Origin of the sequence: Methylomonas methanica (assembly GCF_001644035.1) — a bacterium.
In the GTDB taxonomy this organism is placed as follows: Bacteria; Pseudomonadota; Gammaproteobacteria; order Methylococcales; family Methylomonadaceae; genus Methylomonas; species Methylomonas methanica_A.
The window spans coordinates 26627-46001 of record NZ_LUUG01000115.1 but is presented as its reverse complement, the minus strand read 5'-3'; the positions used below and the strand labels follow the sequence as shown (position 1 = coordinate 46001).

General features: G+C 51.7%; 13 protein-coding genes. All 13 read left to right on the top strand.

The features are described from left to right. Nucleotides 1–29: 29 nt before the first annotated feature. The 13 genes from tssK (at nt 30) to tssH (ending at nt 19272) form a co-directional block, all read left to right on the top strand. The gene (gene tssK / locus A1332_RS21035; RefSeq protein WP_064010374.1) at nt 30–1370 is read left to right on the top strand and encodes a type VI secretion system baseplate subunit TssK; all 1341 of its coding nucleotides are present in this window, start codon (nt 30–32) and stop codon (nt 1368–1370) included. Between the two features lie 4 nt (nt 1371–1374). Next, nucleotides 1375–2685, top strand: coding sequence for a type IVB secretion system protein IcmH/DotU (gene icmH / locus A1332_RS21030; protein WP_064010373.1), 1311 nt, complete (start codon nt 1375–1377; stop codon nt 2683–2685). 45 nt (nt 2686–2730) lie between these two features. Continuing rightward, complete coding sequence (gene tssM, locus A1332_RS21025) at nt 2731–6243, top strand: type VI secretion system membrane subunit TssM (RefSeq protein ID WP_231890379.1); 3513 nt, start codon at nt 2731–2733, stop codon at nt 6241–6243. Beyond that, nucleotides 6240–7778, top strand: coding sequence for a type VI secretion system-associated protein TagF (tagF, locus tag A1332_RS25090; RefSeq protein WP_082879811.1), 1539 nt, complete (start codon nt 6240–6242; stop codon nt 7776–7778). Before tssM ends, tagF begins: the two co-directional genes overlap by 4 nt. Nucleotides 7779–8500: 722 nt before the next feature. Continuing rightward, nucleotides 8501–9538 (top strand): type VI secretion system protein TssA, encoded by a 1038-nt coding sequence (gene tssA, locus A1332_RS21015; protein ID WP_064010371.1) that lies wholly within the window; start codon nt 8501–8503, stop codon nt 9536–9538. A 46-nt stretch (nt 9539–9584) separates the two neighbouring features. Beyond that, nucleotides 9585–10115 (top strand): type VI secretion system contractile sheath small subunit, encoded by a 531-nt coding sequence (gene tssB, locus A1332_RS21010; RefSeq protein ID WP_064010370.1) that lies wholly within the window; start codon nt 9585–9587, stop codon nt 10113–10115. Nucleotides 10116–10118: 3 nt separating this feature from the next. Beyond that, nucleotides 10119–11606, top strand: coding sequence for a type VI secretion system contractile sheath large subunit (gene tssC, locus A1332_RS21005; protein ID WP_020483720.1), 1488 nt, complete (start codon nt 10119–10121; stop codon nt 11604–11606). Nucleotides 11607–11772: 166 nt separating this feature from the next. Beyond that, complete coding sequence (locus tag A1332_RS21000; protein WP_020483719.1) at nt 11773–12255, top strand: type VI secretion system tube protein Hcp; 483 nt, start codon at nt 11773–11775, stop codon at nt 12253–12255. A 57-nt stretch (nt 12256–12312) separates the two neighbouring features. After that, entirely contained in the window at nt 12313–13119 is an 807-nt protein-coding gene (locus A1332_RS20995) for a type VI secretion system accessory protein TagJ (RefSeq protein ID WP_020483718.1), read from the top strand. After that, the gene (gene tssE / locus A1332_RS20990) at nt 13119–13622 is read left to right on the top strand and encodes a type VI secretion system baseplate subunit TssE (RefSeq protein ID WP_064010369.1); all 504 of its coding nucleotides are present in this window, start codon (nt 13119–13121) and stop codon (nt 13620–13622) included. Before A1332_RS20995 ends, tssE begins: the two co-directional genes overlap by 1 nt. 2 nt (nt 13623–13624) lie before the next feature. Further along, entirely contained in the window at nt 13625–15511 is a 1887-nt protein-coding gene (gene tssF / locus A1332_RS20985; RefSeq protein ID WP_064010368.1) for a type VI secretion system baseplate subunit TssF, read from the top strand. Next, the gene (gene tssG / locus A1332_RS20980; protein ID WP_064010367.1) at nt 15493–16548 is read left to right on the top strand and encodes a type VI secretion system baseplate subunit TssG; all 1056 of its coding nucleotides are present in this window, start codon (nt 15493–15495) and stop codon (nt 16546–16548) included. Before tssF ends, tssG begins: the two co-directional genes overlap by 19 nt. Before the next feature lie 33 nt (nt 16549–16581). After that, complete coding sequence (gene tssH, locus A1332_RS20975; RefSeq protein ID WP_064010366.1) at nt 16582–19272, top strand: type VI secretion system ATPase TssH; 2691 nt, start codon at nt 16582–16584, stop codon at nt 19270–19272. The last annotated feature ends 103 nt before the right edge of the window (nt 19273–19375 follow it).

The window sequence follows — 19375 nt, the reverse complement described above, 5'->3', positions numbered from 1 at the left end:
CTTAAATACTAAACGGTACCGAATACAGTATGTCAATCAATAACAGGATTGTTTGGTCGGAAGGCATGTTCCTTAGGCCGCAGCACTTTCAACAACATGATCGTTATCTGGAAAGCAGAATCGATGGTCGATGTTATGGAATTAGGGCATACGACTGGGGTTTTTCCTCGCTAAAGCTGGATGGAGCACAATTGGCAATCGGAAAAATCACTCTGATTGCTGCCAGAGGCATTTTCCAGGACGGTACTCCGTTTCATTTGCCTGACGAAGATGAGCTGCCTTTACCACTGGATGTCTCTGAAGGCGTCGCTAATGAAGTGGTGTATTTAGCATTGCCGCTGAGTCGTCCGGACGCTGTTGAGGTTGACAGCGACAATAACCCCGACGGATTGGCGAGATACCGCGTTACCCATAGGGACGTCAGAGACAACAACGCCGGTTATGATGCTCGTTACCCCGTGCAGATAGGCAGCATTCGTCCGAAACTTATGCTTGGCAATCAAGAACGATCAGGCTATCTATGTCTGGGTGTTGCCAATATTGTTGAGGTGCGCGCCGACAAAACTGTCGTACTGGATGACAAATACATCCCCGTGGTGTTGCAATCGGCAGCCAGTAGTATTTTGAACGGCTTTGTTCGGGAACTACAAGGTTTGCTGCATACCAGAGGTGAGGCTTTAGCAGCACGCGTTGCTGGTACTTCACAAGGTGCCGGTGTGGCGGAGGTGGCAGACTTTATGTTGCTGCAAACCATCAATCGTTATGAGCCATTACTGGCACATTTGGCTGGAAATACACTCCTCCATCCGGAAGCGTTATTTTCCTTATGCTTGCAGATGATGGGAGATCTGGCGACTTTCTACCGCCAAACTAAACGGCCTGCGGTGTTGCCTGAATATCGGCATGACGACTTGCGTATTTGCTTTATACCGTTAATTGACGAGTTGCGACGCTTGCTGAGCATGGTGCTTGAGCAAAATGCCATTCAAATTCCTTTAACCAAGCATAGCCAGTCGGTGTATTACTCGGGTCGCCCGGATGTGAAATTATTGGAGCAGGCAATCTACATCCTGGCTGCAAGTGCCCAAGTATCGTCGGAAATGTTGCGTACACATTTTCCACCCCAGGTAAAAATTGGTCCTGTCGAAGAGATCACCCAACTGGTAACTGCTGCACTGCCGGGTATTTCAATTCACCCTTTGCCCGTGGCGCCAAGGCAATTGCCGTATCACGCCGGATGCTCTTATTTCGAACTGGACAAACAAAGCCCTTATTGGAAGAAAATGATGGATTCCGGCGGCTTTGCATTTCATATTGGCGGTAATTTTCCGGGATTGGAGTTGGAATTCTGGGCAATAAAAAAAGGGTGATGACATGGCGCAACAAGGACCTTTCGGCGATGACGACAAAACAGTGTTACGGCCTTCGCCTGGCGGAAGAATGCCTCAACAGCCGTCATTCACGCAAGTACCACCATCGCCACCCCAGCAGCCGACTGCAAATATCAACATTCCTTCGCTGAGCGTGCTTTCAGGAGCGGATAGCGGTTCTTTATTGACTCTATCGGCTGGCATACTTTCCTTGGCGGCTAGGCTTAGAACAACCGTTAGTTATGCCGGCGTTGATGAACTAAAACAAAAGTTGGCCAAAGAAGTCAGGGAATTTGAGAATCGTGGCTTGAATGCGGGGTTTCAGCAAGAAACCATACGCATGGCGAGCTACGGTTTATGTACTTTTCTGGATGAAATTATCCAAAACACGCCCTGGGGCTCGCAGAGTAATTGGGGCCATCAAAGTCTACTTATCCTTTTTCATAAAGAAGCCTGGGGCGGCGAACGCTTTTTCCAAATACTCGAACATCTGGTGAAACAGCCTGCGCAAAACTTACCGCTCATCGAGCTTTGCTATGTGCTGTTAAGTTTTGGATTCGAGGGCAAATATCGGGTCATGACCAACGGCTCCAACGAACTGGAAAAACAACGTCTGGAACTGTATCAGTTGACTCAGCGGGTGAGAGGGGATTTTCCAGCGGAACTGTCGCCGCGCTGGCATGGGCAAAAGAGCGGCAATAGCTCGTTGATTACGCAAGTACCCTTATGGGTGTTCGCCAGCGTAGCCGGCGGCTTATTACTGCTTTGTTATCTGGGTTTTGCGTTTTTTATTAATTCGGCATCCGATCCGACGTATCGTGAGTTACTAAAATTGGCCAAGGAGCCTGTACAAGTTGCGGCGGCAGCAACTATAACCCCACCACCTGCGCCCGCTATTGCAAACAGATTGGAACGCTTTAAGCCATTATTGCGCGACGAAATTGCCCAGAATATGGTTGAAGTGGTCGACGATAGCATCATCCGCGTCCGTAACTCCTTTCCCTCGGGTAGTGACCAAGTCAAGCCGGAGTTTCTGCCCATGTTGAAAAAAATCGCTAAGGAGCTTGAGAATGAACAAGACTCGATTTTGGTAACCGGGCATACCGACGACAAACCCATCGTGTCGGCGCGTTTTCCGTCCAATTGGCACCTGTCCGCGGCACGCGCTAAAAACGTATTGGCGATTTTGACCGCATCCGCCCAGCTAAAAGGTTCGGCCAGAGCAGAAGGCCGGGCTGACGGCGAACCTTTGGCACCCAATGATACTCCTGAACATCGAGCCTTAAATCGGCGCGTCGACATCTTGATAAAGTGAGAATACCGCGTGGAACGGATAATCAGTTTTTTTAAAACAAAGTGGGTGCTTGAGCTGATCGGTATCGTGGTTTTGTCGGTACTAATTTGGTTTATCGGGCCTTTAATTGCGATCGCCGGCAGTGTGCCGTTGGAGTCCGATTTAAGCCGGATCATAACTATTGGCGTAATAGTCGGATGTTGGTTGCTTTACCGGCTGGTCGCTTGGCTGTTGTCGCGTAAGCGTGAGCAGCGCCTTATGGCCGATTTGGCTCGCGATGCCGATGCAAACGATGCGCAATCGGCCTCGGCGGCGGAGCTGGATGTATTGAATCGTGGTTTCGATGAGGCCTTGGCTTTGCTGAAAACCACCAGCTCCAAGCAACGCGGACGGAAGCAATATCTTTACGAATTGCCTTGGTATGCGATTATCGGTGCGCCGGGGTCCGGCAAAACCACAGCCTTAATCAATTCCGGATTGCAATTTCCGTTGGCGGAACGCTTGGGCAAGCACGCGGTAAAAGGCGTCAGCGGCACGCGAGATTGCGATTGGTGGTTTGCTGACGAAGCGGTGTTGTTGGATACCGCTGGCCGCTACACCACGCAAGATAGTCATCAAGAAGTGGACGCTACAGCCTGGCATGGATTCCTGCAATTGTTAAAAAAATACCGACCACGCCGACCGCTGAATGGTGTGTTTGTGGCGGTGAGCGTTAGCGATTTGATACAGCAGACCGAGGAAGAGTTGCGCCAGCATGCGGCGGCGATTCGGCGGCGGGTTACGGAACTCAATGCGCAATTGGGTGTGCAATTGCCGGTGTATGTGTTGTTCACCAAAGCCGACCTCGTGGCAGGTTTTAGTGATTTCTTCGCCAATTTAACCGAAGACGAGCGCAGCCAGGTGTGGGGTGAGACGTTTATTCGTGCCGACAACGATAAAGAAGATCTGGCAGCCCATTTACTGCAATTCGAAAAGGCCTACGACGAATTGACCGAAAGGCTGGTGCAGCGCCGTTTGAAGCGTATCCAGGAAGAGCGCGATGTGCAGCGCCGTAACGCTATTTTCGATTTTCCGCAGCAAATGATGCTGTTCAAATCGGTGGCAATCGGGTTTTTGGACGCCGCGTTTTCCACCAATCGCTACGAAGAGCCTTTCCTGTTGCGCGGCGTGTATTTCAGCAGCGGCACCCAGGAAGGCACACCGATAGACCGAGTGATGGCGGCGTTGGCCTCAAGCTTTAGATTGGAAAGACAAGTGACGCCATTAATGAGCGGACGCGGAAAAAGTTATTTTCTGACCAAACTCTTGAAGCAAGTAGTGTTTCCAGAAGCCGATTTGGTTGGTGTGGATCCAAAGGTCGAACGGCGTTTTCGTTTGATGAACCTCGCAGGCTTTGCCGCCACCTTTGCGATTGTAGCGATAGCCGTGGTGGTGTGGATGGTCAGTTTTGCCACCAATAAGTCGGCGATTGCCGATGTCGAAAAACAGATAGAAATTTACCGAGCCAGTAATCTTGCTCCAACAGATTCACGTTCCGGTTTTTTGGCGTTGCTGCCTAAGCTAAATGCCCTGCAAGCCGCCAAGGATGTGTATGGACAAACCGGCTGGAGCAGCGGCTTTGGATTATATCAAGGCGATAAAATCGATTCCGCTGTCGATATTTCCTATCAACGCTTGCTTCGCGAAAATTTTCAGGCTTTGGTCGCGCTGCGCTTGAAAGAGCGTATGCAAAGCGATGAAGGCAAAAATCTGGATGTGCTCTATCAACTGCTGCGTGTCTATCTGATGTTCGGCGAGCCGCAACGGATGGACGCCAAGGTTGCGCAACCCTGGGTGAAATTGGATTGGGAGCAAATGTTTGCCACCGACCCGGAAACCCAAGCCAAATTGCAGTTACATCTGGATAACTTGTTGGCTTTGAATTTGGATCCGGCAGCACTTGATAACGGGTTTGTCGACGCAGTGCGCAATAAACTGACGCAAATTCCCATGGTCAATCAACTTTATAGCCGCTTTAAAAGCGAGGCGCTGTTTGATCGCAGTCACGACATTTCCGTCGCCGGACAACTGGCGCCGAACGGTGGCCGAGTGTTTACAGCAAACGGCAAGGAATTGGATACGCTGGTTGTGCCCGGTCTGTTTAGCAGTTACGGCTATACGGAGCTGTTTCTGAAGAAAGGCATGGTTTACGTCAATGAAGCCAGTGAGCAGAACTGGGTGCTCGGCGTAAACGGTGCCAGTACGCCTGTCGAAATTGATCGTTTATATAGCGATTTCAAACGTCTGTATTTGGGGGATTATCAAAAGACCTGGGATGGCGTGCTGACAGCGGTTAAATTCCGCCCGCAGCCCAGCAATAATCAGCTGGTAGATACCTTGGATCTGCTGTCGCGTCCTGATTCGCCGCTGAAGCTGTTGTTGGAACTGGTCGAAAAAAATACCGCGCTGAGCAAGCTCTCTTCCGAATTGGCCGATGCGTTGGCAAAATCCACTGGCGGTGCGTTGGCCGTGCCGGAGGCTGCCACCCAAAAACTGCTGGCGATGGCTAAGCAAAGCGACGGTGGCGTCGATCCGGTTAAGGCCTTGGAGACTTATTTCGAGCCTTACAATATGCAAGTGCGGGGTGCCGCCGATAGGCCGGCTCCCATCGCCGCAACCTTGGCGAGTATTAAAAACCTGCACGATTATCTGATGCAGATTGGTTCGGCGCCGAATAGCGGCGGCCAAGCCTTGTCTACCGAGGCGGCGCGGTTCGCCGGCGGCGGTGTAGATCCTCTCCAAGCCGCCAAAATGGAGTTTGCCCGTTTGCCCGGCCCGGTTGCGGCCTCCTTGAATGCCCTGACCAGCACGGGCGGACAGCAAATCAAAACCGGTGCGAAAGTCCAGTTAAACGAAATGCTGAAAACCGCGGTGACCATGCCCTGCAAAAGCGCTTTGGCCGGACGTTATCCGTTTGCAAAAAATACCCAGCAGGATGTGTTGATGGCTGATTTCGGTAAAGTCTTTGCCGCTAACGGCATTGTCGATCAGTTTTTTAACACTAACCTCAAGGCGTTTGTCGATACTGCGGCGGTACAGTGGCAGGAGCTCAGTTCCGATAAGGCTTTGGGCTTATCAGCGGCCAGTATTCGCCAATTCCAGATCGCCTCGAAAATCCGTGACGCATTTTTTCCCGGCGGCGGCGCGGTGCCGCAAGTGCAGTTCGAGTTAAAGCCCTTGACGTTGGACGACAAAGTCGGCACCTTCAGATTAAACGTCGAAGGCCAGGAATTGGTGTACCGCCATGGTCCGGAACAACTCACCAAGTTTCAGTGGCCCGGCACCAACAATAGTGCCGGCGTTAGAGTGGTGTTTGAAGCGTTGGACGGCAAACAAGTCAGTAAATCCAAGGAAGGTGCCTGGGCATTATTCAGAATGTTCGACGAGTTCAATATCCAGCCCACTGGTTTGCCGGGTCGCTTTAATTTGACCGTGCAACTGGAAGGCTATACCGCTAAGTTCGAATTGCGCGCGGCCAGCGTTAATAATCCATTTGGTATCAGCGAATATCAAAGCTTCCGTTGTCCGGAGTCCTTATGAGTTCTCTGGACGGGCTGAGCGTTGGTTTTTTTGGAAAAGTGCCGGGCTTGGGCGATTTTGTCAGTCGGCGCTTGCCCAGGCATTTTATCGAGCCATGGGATCAGTGGTTACAAGCTGCAATGCGCGCTAGCCAGGAAACTCTGGGCGACAACTGGCTATCGTTGTTTTTGGTTAGCCCGATTTGGCGATTCGCGCTTAGCCCCGGTGTATGCGGCCCAACTGCCTGGGCCGGTGTCATGATGCCTAGCGTCGATAGAGTCGGTCGCTATTATCCGTTGACCTTGGCGCAAGCAGTCTCCGCAGACGCATTGCTACAGTTGTTTTTGCCGGAGTCCGATTGGTTTGCGCAACTGGAAGACGCCGCGCTGTCGGTGTTGAACGAGGCCGGTGACCTGGATAAATTCGATAAAAGGCTGATTGAAATCGGCTCAGCTGACTCTACCATACAGTGTTTTCAAGCCGACTCTAGCAGTGGGACGGCTAACGGTAAGCTAGCGTTTCGTTTCGATCTAGAGGGCTTGGATCAGGCCGCAGTACTGTTTCCGCGCTTGAGCCAGTGTCTGATAGAACGGTTTTTGCCGGGACACAGTATTTGGGCGAGCGAGGGTGGCCAGTCGAATCGACCTAGCTTGCTATTTTGCGAAGGATTGCCGCCGATCGATGCTTACGCGAGTTTTTTGCAAGGTATGCCGCAGGCTGGCAGATCTTGGCATATGCAGAGTTATCAACAAAGTCAAAGTGTTAAAAAATCAGAGCGGATGCCAAGCCTAGCCAGGGCGGACGCATTAGCGGGTGATTCTTTAGGGCTTCCTAACTCGCCCGCGTGGACTTCATACGGGGTCACGGTGGTCGGCAATAAGCGTAAACACAATGAAGATGCTTTGCTCGATTGCCCGTCCCTTGGTTTATGGGTGGTTGCTGACGGTATGGGCGGGCATCAGTCCGGCGACGTTGCCAGTCGCTTGGTGGTGGATTCCTTATCGACCTTGGAATTTAACCAAAACCTGGATAGTCAGGTTGAAGCAGTTTGCAATAGATTGCATAAGATCAACGAAGATTTATGCCTTTTTGCTTCGGGCATTCAACAGGGTAGTATTGTCGGTACCACGGTGGTAGCTTTGCTTGCAAAAGAAGCAGAATGTGCGGCGGTTTGGGCTGGGGACAGTCGCTTATATCAACTGCGTAACGGCGCGTTTACGCAGATTACGCGCGACCATACCTTGATCGACGAATTGATGGATTCCGGCGTAATGAGCCGGGAAGTGGCGGCAAAGCAAGTCGGGGCGAATGTAATCACGCGCGCGGTTGGTGGACAATTGACCTTGGCCTTGGATGTGGTTCGCTTTCAGGCGGCCAGCGGTGATCGTTATCTGTTATGTAGTGACGGTTTGGATAAAGAGTTGTCGGAAAGCGAAATTGCGGAGTTGATGGCCGCAGGTAATTGCCAATCGGCCGCAGAAGCCCTGATAAATCAGGCGTTGAGCAGAAGCGGTCGAGATAACATTACCGTATTGGTTGCAGAGTTTATTGGTTAAGACAGAATTCACAATGCTGTTTTAGACGCGGAACATCTGAGTTTATGCAGGGTTCCGGCGGACTTAATATAAATATACGATCAGGCTGACGATTAACCGCCATTACTCATAGGCCGGTATTACTCCATCGGCGTTGCTTTGGGCGCAGTCTATCTTCCGTTGCTCATTAGTATGGACCAGGCGACGCAAAGTTAAACGCAAGCTGATCAACGCCGCAGTGTAACGATGTGCGAGTTTTAGCGCCAGTTGGGAGTTTCTGAATTTAAATCGTTATCCAGCATCTCGTTAACGAATCTCCGCAAGTACCAAATATCGTATCCGATACGAAATATCGTGCTGATTTGTCTCTGCAATAGGGCTTCAAATTCGCGATATGGTGGCCTATTTAACTTATAAATTGTTTTATATCATAGTCTTATAAGCGCGTGATTAATGTGTTCGTGGGTTGGCATGCTAAATGGTATAGCTAGGTTATCTATTAATCGGCAAATGCAAATTGATAGATATAAGAAACTGTGACAGGCACTGTTCTTTAGTTTAAAGCGGGACATAAAAAAGCGACTAGACTAATGCGGATTGGTTTTGGACTAAATACTGGTGTAACAAGTCCGGAGCAGAATAGAATCGTGTCGATTGTAAGAAACGGAACGCAGGGCACAAAGTTTCGTTATCGCGGTTCAATCGGTTGACGTTAACAATTGCATGACGAGAGAGGCGTGAAAATGGCAGATTTGTCCGGATTACTAGAACCCGTTTCGGCCGAGCACCCTTGTGGAGATAACCTTGAATATGACAGCGCCAGAGTGGCGTTGGACAGCAATATTTTAGGAACCCCGGAGAATCAGTTTTCCGGAGAGAAAGCGCTACCACCCAACTGGCGCGAAGTCTACAAGGAGGCGTTCGCATTGTTACAACGCTCAAAGGATCTACAGGTCATCTTGTACTTGATCCGGACGCTGATCAATGTGGAAGGTTGGAGAGGTTTTCGCGATGGACTGGCGTTTCTGGAGGAATCTATATCCCGTTATTGGGACTCTATCTATCCGCAGCTCGATCCCGACGATGGTATGGATCCGACGTCGCGAGTCAATATTTTGGAAGAGCTGGCCAGCTTCGACCTGATACTCAGGCCCCTAAGTTTGGCGGTACTGGTTGAGTCAAAAGCCGTTGGCCGCTTTTGTTTGCGCGATATCCAATACGCCACTGATCGTCTGGAAGTGCCCAAGGATCTGACAAAGCCGGACAATGCAGCTATCAAAGCGGCTTTTCTGGATGTAGATGATACCGCTTTGACCGATACTTATCAGGCATTACTCGAGAGTATCAAGATAATTGAGCAGATCGATACTTTCGTTAACGAAAAAGTCGGTGCCAGCCAAGGCGCAGTGTTGACGCCCTTGAAAGCGTTACTCAAGGAAGTTCGGGATGATTTTGATCATTACGCGGGATCGCGGTTGGCTGGCGGTAACGAGAGCGAGGCAATCGAAAATGAAACCGGTACCGAGGTAGATAGTAATGATGTAAAACCGGTCAAATCGAGATCGGCGGTTAGTGGAGCTATCGAGTCGCGTCAAGATGTGGTGAGAACCTTGGACGCGCTTTGTAAATATTATGCTGACTACGAACCGTCTAGCCCTGTACCCATTCTATTGCGCAGGGCCAAGCATCTCGCAACTGCGGATTTTATGGAAATCGTTCAGAACTTAATGCCGGATGCGCTTTCCCAAATAAGTACCATAAAGGGGCCGGACCCGAGTTAAAAAACGATTTTTTGGTAGTCCTTCTTAATGTCAAGCGGAGAATACAATGGCTGAAAGTAGTCAGAAGTTTATACAACGGAACCGGGCACCCCGGGTACAGATTGAATACGATGTCGAACTCTACGGTTCCGAAAAAAAGGTGCAGTTGCCGTTCGTGATGGGCGTGATGTCGGACTTGTCGGGCAAGCCTTCCGAGCCATTGGCGCCGGTAGCTGATCGTAAATTGTTGGAAATCGATGTCGATAATTTCAACGAGCGGTTGAAATCGATGAAACCTCGGGTTGCATTTCAAGTTGCCAACACGTTGACCGGTGAAGGCAATTTGAATGTCGATATCACCTTCGAAAGTATGGATGACTTTTCCCCCGCAGCGGTTGCCAAAAAAGTGGCAGGCTTGGATAAAGTCTTGGAAGCTAGAACCCAATTGTCCAACTTGATCACTTACATGGACGGTAAAACCGGTGCCGAGGAATTAATCGCGAAGTTAGTTAACGACCCAGCATTGTTGCAAACCTTGGCTGCTTCGGCGAAACCGACGGAAGCCGGCGGTGATGCTGCCGAAGGAAAAGGGGAGTAAGCCATGGCCGAATTAGAAACTCAAGGCGGACAGGGCGCAACTCAAACTCTGGAATTGGACGATTTTTCCGCATTATTGTCCAAGGAGTTCAAGCCAGGAACAGAAGCTGCCAATCAGGTCAATACTGCGGTAACTACCTTGGCGCAATACGCATTACAGGATGTTTCAAAAGTATCCGACGACGCAATTAAAACTATCCAGTCGATTATTGCCAGCCTTGACCAGAAGATCACCGAGCAATTGAATTTAGTCATACATCATCCTGATTTTCAAAAACTGGAAGGTGCTTGGCGCGGCTTACATTACCTGGTTAACAACACCGAAACCGACGAAATGTTGAAAATTCGCGTGTTAAATATCACCAAAAATGAGTTGGGTAAAACCCTGAAAAAATTCAAGGGTACGGCTTGGGACCAAAGTCCGCTATTCAAAAAACTTTACGAAGAAGAATATGGCACGTTTGGTGGCGAACCGTTCGGTTGCTTGGTGGGCGACTACCATTTCGACCACAGTCCGCAAGATGTGGAATTGTTGGGCGAGATGGCGAAAATCAGCGCCTCTGCGCACACTCCGTTCATTTCCGGTGTGGCGCCATCCGTGCTGCAAATGGAGAGTTGGTCTGAATTGGCGAATCCACGCGATCTGACCAAAATTTTTCAAACGCCCGAATATGCGGCCTGGCGTTCATTGCGGGAATCCGAAGATTCGCGTTACCTCGGTTTGGCTATGCCGCGCTTCCTCAGCCGGTTACCGTACGGTTCGAAAACCGATCCTGTCGAGGAGTTTGATTTCGAGGAAGATACCTCGGGCGCCGACAGCAGCAAATATACATGGTCCAACGCGGCTTATGCCATGGCGGTCAATATTAATCGTTCTTTTAAGTTATACGGCTGGTGTTCGCAGATTCGCGGTATCGAGTCCGGTGGCGCGGTGGAAGGCTTGCCGGTGCATTCCTTCCCGACCGACGACGGCGGCGTCGACATGAAGTGTCCGACCGAAATCGCTATTACCGACCGGCGCGAAGCAGAGTTGGCGAAAAGTGGCTTCATGCCCTTGCTGCATAAGAAAAACACCGATTTTGCCGCGTTTATTGGTGCGCAGTCTTTACAAAAACCGTTCGAGTACCAAGACCCGGATGCCAGTGCCAACGCTAATCTGGCCGCGCGTTTGCCTTACTTATTTGCGACTTGCCGTTTTGCGCATTACCTCAAATGTATCGTGCGCGACAAGATCGGTTCGTTTAAGGAGCGGCAGGATATGGAAGCTTGGCTGAATACTTGGATTAGCCAGTATGTACTAAGCAACCCGGCGGTGGCGACTGAAAAAGATAAAGCCCGGCGGCCGTTGGCTGGGGCAGAGGTGGTGGTAGAAGAGGTGGAAGGCAATCCTGGATATTATCAATCCAAGTTTTTCCTGAGACCGCACTATCAGTTGGAAGGGTTGACGGTTTCCTTGCGGCTGACGTCTAAATTACCGTCGCAAAAAGGTTAAGCCCTGTTCGCTGAATAAGGCTAGGAAGTATGCTAATTGTCGGGTCGGTAATGCGAATTTCCCGGGACTGGCGATGGTTGTTTTATATGCCGGCTTGCCGGCGCTGTAAATCTTTGGGTGAGTACCCGTTTATGTTTTTTATCAGTAACTTAGAAAGGAGAGTATTATGATTTTATTAAATTTCGCAACAGCAATTAAAGGCGATAGCACAGTCGAAGGGCACAAAGATTGGATTACCCTCGACTCTTTGCAAATGGGCGTCGGCCGCGCCATCTCAACCAGCGGTACCGGCAAAGACCGTGACACCAGCAATCCTTCGTTTTCCGAAGTGACTATTACCAAAAGCATGGACATTGCCTCCACAGAGCTTTGGAGACAAGCCATCTGCGGTAAAAGTTTGGGCACCGCCACAATACATTTCATCCAAACTGCGGGCTCAGATTCCAAGGTTCAAGTCTATTACGAAATCGAATTGGGTGAAGCCATTATTAGCGGTTACAGCGCCTCTAGTGGCGGTGATCGTCCCAGCGAGAGCATTTCCATCAACTTCAACAAGATCACTACCAAGTACAGCACTTTTGGCGAAGGCACGGCGCCGGTGGCTGGAGAACTAAAAGCTTGGGACTTGAAGCTAAACGCAGCTCCTTAAAGCGTGACCCCGGCTATTTCCTGATAGCCGGGGGTTTTTTATTTATCGGAGATTCCCATGCAGGACGTTTCACGGTTGATTGCCGACGGCGAATTGGACGCGGCATTGCAGCAGACCCAGCAACATATCAGGCAAAACCCGGCCGATCCTAAATCCCGTATCCTGCTGTTTCAGTTGTATTGCGTGCAGGGCCTATGGGACAAGGCGCTAAATCAACTCAATGTGCTGCGTGATTTGGATGCCTCCACCTTGCTGATGGTTAGTACTTACGAACAAGTTTTACTCTGCGAAGCGCTACGTAAGGATGTTTTCGCTGCGCGCAAAACGCCGCTGATCTTTGGAGAACCACCTGCGTGGTTGGCCTTGCTTCTCGAAGCGCTTATGCGGGAAAGCAGCGGTGATTTTCAGCAAGCCGTGCAGTTACGAACTCAGGCCTTGCAACAGGCGCCGGCTACTGCTGGAACGCTCGACGGCACGCCGTTTGAATGGATGGCGGATGCTGATAGCCGTTTGGGACCCGTCTTGGAGGCCATTGTCAACGGTCGATACTATTGGGTGCCGTTTATGCAGATCAGCAAGATTCAGTTGGAAAAACCCACCGATTTACGCGATTTGGTATGGATACCGGCGCAATTTACCTGGATCAATGGCGGTGAAGCAAGCGGCTTGATACCTTGCCGTTATCCGGGCTCTGAAACGGCTTCGGACGCCCGCATCCGCCTGTCCCGTTTAACCGAATGGAACGAAGTCGCCGATGGCGTAATGCATGGCACCGGACAGCGCTTACTGGCCACCGACGTCGACGATTACGCCCTGCTGGATGTCCGCACTATCGAATTTAACCCGGCGGCAGGGCTTGAATAATGGCCGATTTACTGCACGCGGAACGTCTCCAACCATCCTTGTTGGATCGGTTGACTGATGAAGCGCCGGAAAAACGCGCGGAAACCCGCGAACAACGCGTTATGTCCTTACGCCAATTACGGCAGAGCGTCTTGCGCGACTTAAGCTGGCTACTTAACACCGCAGCGTTTGAGAGCATGGTTAATTTGGCCGACTATCCGTTTGTAGCTCGGTCGGTACTGAATTACGGGACGCCGGTCTTGTCCGGCGTATCGCTGACCGGGATTGACGTTAAAAAGATTGAACGCAAAGTCAGGCAAGCGATTAACGATTTCGAGCCGAGAATCTTGGCGGATTCGCTGTCGGTGGAATTGGCGAAAGCCGATGATCAAATGAATCACAAGGCGCTGTCCTTTCGAATCGAGGGGGATTTGTGGGCACAGCCGTTGCCCATACATTTATACATTCGCAGCGACCTCGATCTGGAAACTGGCGAAATCAGCGTGAAGGAATTGGACGGTTAACGATGGATCCCCGGCTGCTTAAATACTATAACCGCGAATTGCAATACGTCCGTGAGGTGGGCGCGGAGTTTGCCGCCGAATTTCCGAAAATAGCCAATCGCTTAGGATTGGATACGTTCGAATGTTCCGACCCCTATGTAGAGCGCCTATTCGAAGGCTTTGCCTTTATGGCTGCTCGGGTTCAATTGAAAGTCGATTCCGAATTTCCCAACTTTACCCAGCAATTATTGCAGATTATCTATCCGCACTATCTGTCTGCGACACCATCAATGACCGTGGTGGAGTTAAAACCGGATTTTGCCGAAGCGGCTCTCGCTGACGGGGTAACGATAGCCAAAGATACGGTGCTGCGTAGCCAGATTGCCAGAGGCGAACAAACCGCCTGCGAGTACCGTACTGCGCAAGCCTTGCAACTGTTGCCGTTGCAGATTGGTCAGATTGAATATCTACCGAGTCTGGCTGCCGTTTCCAGTCGTGGCCTGACGGCTAAGCATTTTCGCGGACCAGTCAAGGCGGCGTTACGTATCGTCCTGAACAGTGTCGGTGGTTTAAAGTTCAACGAAATTGCCCTGGACCGGCTGCCGCTATTCCTGCGTGGAGTCGGTAATATCCCGTATCGCCTTTACGAGCAATTGCTGGCGAATACAACCGGCATCGTCGGCAGCTTCAATAATGGTGTCTCGACCGAAATTCGTGCGCTGCCCGGTGGTGCAATCCGCGGTTTGGGATTCGAGCCGGATGAGGCATTACTGAGACAGACACCGCGCTCGTTCGACGGTTATCGAATATTGCAGGAATATTTCGCTTTCCCGGATCGCTACCTGTTTGTCGAGCTCGGCGGACTGGAAGAGCTAGCGTCCACCTGCGACAGCGAACAGATTGAATTGTTCGTGCTGTTTGATCGCAGCGAACCGCAATTGATCAATGTACTGGATCAGAATAATTTGGCTTTGTTCTGTGTGCCGGCCATCAACTTGTTTCCCAAGCGCGCTGATCGGATCCATATCGACCAGCGCCAATCGGAATATCACATCGTGGTGGATCGTAGCCGGCCAATGGATTATGAAATCCATAGCGTCAATGAAGCCGTCGGATTCGGGGCCGACCAAGGCAACGAGCAAACCTTTCTACCCTTTTACGGTTCCAAGGCGTCCTATCAGCATGCCGGTGAGACCGCGTTTTTCAGCCTACGGCGCGTGAATCGTGTGTTGTCGTCGAATCAGCGTCGTAAAGGGGTGCGTTCCAGTTATATCGGTAGCGAGGTTTTCATTTCATTGGTCGATGCGGCGCAGGCGCCGTATTCCAGCAAATTGGCGCAATTGGGCTTGGATACCCTATGTACCAACCGCGATTTACCGCTGGTGATGCCGGTAGGCCAGGGCGAAACCGATTTTACCTTGCAGGTGAGTGCGCCGGTAAAATCCGTACGCTGCATCGCTGGCCCAACTCGGCCGCTGCCTGCAGCTTATGAGGCGGATACCGTCTGGCGCTTAATCAATCATTTGTCATTGAACTATCTGTCGTTGCTGGATACCGATGTCAAGACCGGTGCGGCGGCATTGCGGGAGTTGTTGGGGCTGTATGCCGATCAACGCGAACCGGCCATCAAGAAACAGATCGAGGGCGTCATTTCCGTGGCTTCGAAAAATGTGGTCAGACGCATTGATGCCAAGGGACCGATGGTGTTCGGGCGCGGTTTGGAAATTACCGTCACGTTGGACGAGTCGGCGTTTGAAGGCGGCGGTTATTTTCTGCTGGCGACGGTATTGGAGCGCTTTTTCGCGCGCTACGTATCAATCAATTCTTTCGTAGAAACCGTCATACGTACTACTGATCGCGGCGAAGTGGCGCGCTGGCCTGTGAGGATGGGATGTCGGCACACGATCTGATCAGCGACTTGACGAAAGATGCCTCGCGCTTCGATTTTTTCGAGGCGGTGCGCTTAATCGAATGCATGAACAGCGACAAGCCGCGCTTCGGCACCAGTGTAAAAGCTGCTGATGACGCAGTGCGTTTTTCTCAGGAACCTGAGCTGGAATTTCCTGCTACCGCAGTCGATCACTATTCTCCTGGCGACGCTGGCACGGGCAAACCGAGACTGGCAGTAAATTTTATGGGCTTGTTCGGTCCCAACGGTCCGCTGCCGCTGCATTTGACCGAATATGCCCGGGAACGGCAGCGTCACCACCACGATCCGACTTTCGCTCGTTTCGCCGATGTATTTCATCATCGGATGATCAGTTTGTTTTACCGGGCCTGGGCCAACGCCCGTCCGGAAGTGCACTACGACCGGCCGGAGACCGACCGCTTCGGTTTTTACGTTGGCGCCATGCTCGGTATTTCCGGTAAGCCGTTTCAGCATCGGGACGCATTGACCGACCGGGGTAAATTGTTCTATGCCGGGCATTTTGCCGCGCAGACCAAACATCCCGAAGGCTTACAAGCCATTGTGTCGGATATTTTCAAAGTGCCAGTCCGCGTTGCTGAATTTGTTGGCGAGTGGATGGACATTCAGCCCCGCGAGCAAACTCGTTTGGGCTGGAGCCCCGACACCTGTTCTCTGGGAAGCTCGGTGGTAATCGGTGCCAGTGTATGGGGTTGCCAACATAAATTTCGCGTCGTTCTCGGGCCATTACGTCTCGGCATCTATCTGGCATTGCTGCCGGGCGGAGCGTTGTTGCCTAAACTGGTGGCTATCGTCCGCAATTATGTCGGTGATGAACTGGTCTGGGATGCGCAATTAATCCTGGAAAAAGCCGAAGTACCGGAAGAGCTGAGCTTAGGTATACCTGAAACGACCGGCGCAAGTAGCATGAATGGCGACGCCCAATTGGGTTGGAGTACTTGGCTGGGGCCGCGCCGAGACAAAGGCGATGCCGATGATTTAACGCTTAATCCGTTCATACAGGCTGCTGGCGCCTGCTGAACCACACTTAAACTTTAGCGAGGAATAAACACCATGGCGGAAATTAGCCGAGTCAAGTTGTTTGGGAAGTTGAACAGGGTTTGTTACAAAGCTGTCGAGGGAGCGACGGTGTTTTGCAAACTTCGAGGCAATCCCTATGTCGAGCTGGTGCATTGGTTGAGTCAACTGCTGCAACTGCAAGACTCCGACTTGCACCGCTTGGTCAAGCATTACGGTTTGGACGCTTCGGTGATTGCCAAGGACGTGACTACAGCCCTGGACCGCTTGCCGCGCGGTTCCACCGCTATTTCCGATTTCTCGCCGCATATAGAGGATAGCGTAGAACGCGGTTGGGTATTCGGTACGCTGATGTTCGGGGAGGCCCAAGTACGCAGCGGCCATTTACTGGTCGGCATGTTAAAAACCAAATCCTTGCGCAACGAGTTGCTGGGCATCTCCAAAGAGTTCGATAAACTCAAACCGGATACCGTTTCCGACGAGTTACCCAAGATCGTCGCCGGTTCGCCGGAAGATGGTTTGGTCGCCAATGATGGCTCGTTAGTCGGCGCCACGCCGGGCGAAGCCAGCGGCGCGATTGCGCCGGCGGCGATGGGCAAGCAGGAGGCGCTGAAACAATTTACCGTTGACCTGACCGAACAGGCGCGTAACGGCAAAATCGATCCTATTGTTGGCCGCGAGGAGGAAATTCGGCAAGTCATCGATATTCTGATGCGCCGCCGCCAGAACAATCCGATTCTGACCGGCGAGGCCGGCGTCGGCAAGACTGCGGTAGTCGAGGGCTTTGCATTGAAAATCGTCGCCGGCGATGTGCCGCCGTCATTGCGCGACGTCACCTTGCGAACCTTGGATGTTGGTTTGTTGCAGGCCGGCGCCAGTATGAAGGGCGAATTCGAAAACCGCTTGCGGCAAGTCATTGAAGAAGTGCAAGCCTCGCCCAAACCCATCATTTTGTTTATCGATGAGGCCCATACCTTGGTGGGTGCGGGCGGAGCAGCCGGTACCGGCGATGCTGCCAATCTATTAAAACCGGCGCTGGCGCGCGGTCAATTGCGTACCGTGGCAGCCACCACCTGGGCGGAATATAAAAAACATATCGAAAAAGACCCGGCGTTGACTCGGCGTTTTCAAGTCGTGCAAGTGCTGGAGCCTAGCGAAGCCAAAGCAATTGGCATGATGCGCGGCGTGGTTTCGGTGCAGGAGAAACATCATCAGGTGTTGATTCTGGATGAAGCGTTGGAAGCAGCCGTCAAACTATCTCACCGCTATATCCCGGCCCGGCAATTACCGGATAAGGCGGTCAGTTTACTGGACACAGCCTGTGCCCGGGTCGGTATCAGTCAGCATGCGGTGCCTGCCGAAGTGGATGACTGTCGCAAGCGTATCGAAGCCTTGGAAACCGAGTTGGCGATCATCGGTCGGGAAAAAGCAGTGGGCGTTGAAGTAACTGCGCGGGAGCAATTGGCGAACGAAAAATTGGCAGCCGAACAGGAACGTCTAGCCGGTTTGGAAGAACGTTGGAATGCCGAGAAAGAATTGGTTGGCAAAATTTTGGAATTGCGCGGCAAGCTCAGATCGGCAGGACATGCAGTTGATGCAGCAGAGCCGGTGGAAGGCGATGCTGGTAGCGAGGCCAATGATCGCGACGCCTGGTTAACCGAATTGAAAGCCTTGCAGGCCCAATTACATGAGCAACAAGGCGAGTCGCCGTTAATCCTGCCTACCGTCGATCAACAGGCCGTGGGAGCCGTTGTTCAAGACTGGACCGGTATCCCGGTTGGCCGGATGGTCAAAAACGAAATTGAGACTGTGTTGAAACTGCCGGACCTTTTGGAACAGCGCATCATCGGCCAACGCCACGCGTTGGAGATGATTGCCAAGCGCATCCAGACCTCGCGCGCCGGGTTGGACAACCCGAACAAACCTATCGGCGTATTCATGCTGGCCGGTACTTCCGGTGTGGGTAAGACCGAAACTGCGCTGGCGCTGGCCGAAACCTTATACGGCGGCGAACAAAACGTCATCACCATCAACATGAGCGAATACCAGGAAGCGCATACCGTTTCCACCTTGAAAGGTGCGCCTCCGGGCTACGTTGGTTATGGCGAGGGCGGTGTGTTGACCGAAGCGGTAAGACGCCGGCCCTACAGCGTGGTGTTGCTGGACGAAGTGGAAAAAGCCCATCCCGACGTCCATGAAATTTTCTTCCAGGTGTTCGACAAAGGCTGGATGGAAGACGGCGAAGGCCGAGTGATCGATTTCAAAAATACTTTGATTTTGCTGACCACCAACGCCGGTACCGACCTGATCGCCAGCTTGTGCAAAGACCCGGATTTAATGCCGGAGCCCGAAGGCATTGCCAAGGCTCTTCGGGAGCCCTTGTTAAAAGTGTTCCCGCCTGCGTTGCTGGGCCGCTTGGTGGTGATTCCGTACTACCCGCTCAACGACGAAATGATAGGGGCGATTGCCCGTCTGCAATTGGGCCGGATCAAAAGACGCGTCGAAGAATCGCACAAAGTGCCATTCAGTTACGACGACGAAGTCATCAAACTGATTGCCAGCCGTTGTACAGAACTGGAAAGCGGCGGCCGGATGATAGATGCGATCTTGACCAATACGGTTTTGCCGAAGATCAGCGAGGAGTTTTTGACAAGGATGATGGAGGGCTGCGCGATTGAGCGGGTACATGTGCAGGTTGTCGACGGGGAGTTTTTTTATGAGTTTTGATGGCCGATTGGTGGATTAATGTGAGGCGGGTTCGCCGTTAGGCGTCCCAACATAAACTGAGCGGATGGGTACGTTTATTAATATTTCGGATGGCAGTTTGCTG

Coding starts and splice junctions, on each gene's coding strand:
- tssK (WP_064010374.1), top strand. CDS start 30: ATGTCAATCAATAACAGGATTGTTTGGTCGGAAGGCATGTTCCTTAGG.
- icmH (WP_064010373.1), top strand. CDS start 1,375: ATGGCGCAACAAGGACCTTTCGGCGATGACGACAAAACAGTGTTACGG.
- tagF (WP_082879811.1), top strand. CDS start 6,240: ATGAGTTCTCTGGACGGGCTGAGCGTTGGTTTTTTTGGAAAAGTGCCG.
- tssA (WP_064010371.1), top strand. CDS start 8,501: ATGGCAGATTTGTCCGGATTACTAGAACCCGTTTCGGCCGAGCACCCT.
- tssB (WP_064010370.1), top strand. CDS start 9,585: ATGGCTGAAAGTAGTCAGAAGTTTATACAACGGAACCGGGCACCCCGG.
- tssC (WP_020483720.1), top strand. CDS start 10,119: ATGGCCGAATTAGAAACTCAAGGCGGACAGGGCGCAACTCAAACTCTG.
- A1332_RS21000 (WP_020483719.1), top strand. CDS start 11,773: ATGATTTTATTAAATTTCGCAACAGCAATTAAAGGCGATAGCACAGTC.
- A1332_RS20995 (WP_020483718.1), top strand. CDS start 12,313: ATGCAGGACGTTTCACGGTTGATTGCCGACGGCGAATTGGACGCGGCA.
- tssE (WP_064010369.1), top strand. CDS start 13,119: ATGGCCGATTTACTGCACGCGGAACGTCTCCAACCATCCTTGTTGGAT.
- tssF (WP_064010368.1), top strand. CDS start 13,625: ATGGATCCCCGGCTGCTTAAATACTATAACCGCGAATTGCAATACGTC.
- tssG (WP_064010367.1), top strand. CDS start 15,493: ATGTCGGCACACGATCTGATCAGCGACTTGACGAAAGATGCCTCGCGC.
- tssH (WP_064010366.1), top strand. CDS start 16,582: ATGGCGGAAATTAGCCGAGTCAAGTTGTTTGGGAAGTTGAACAGGGTT.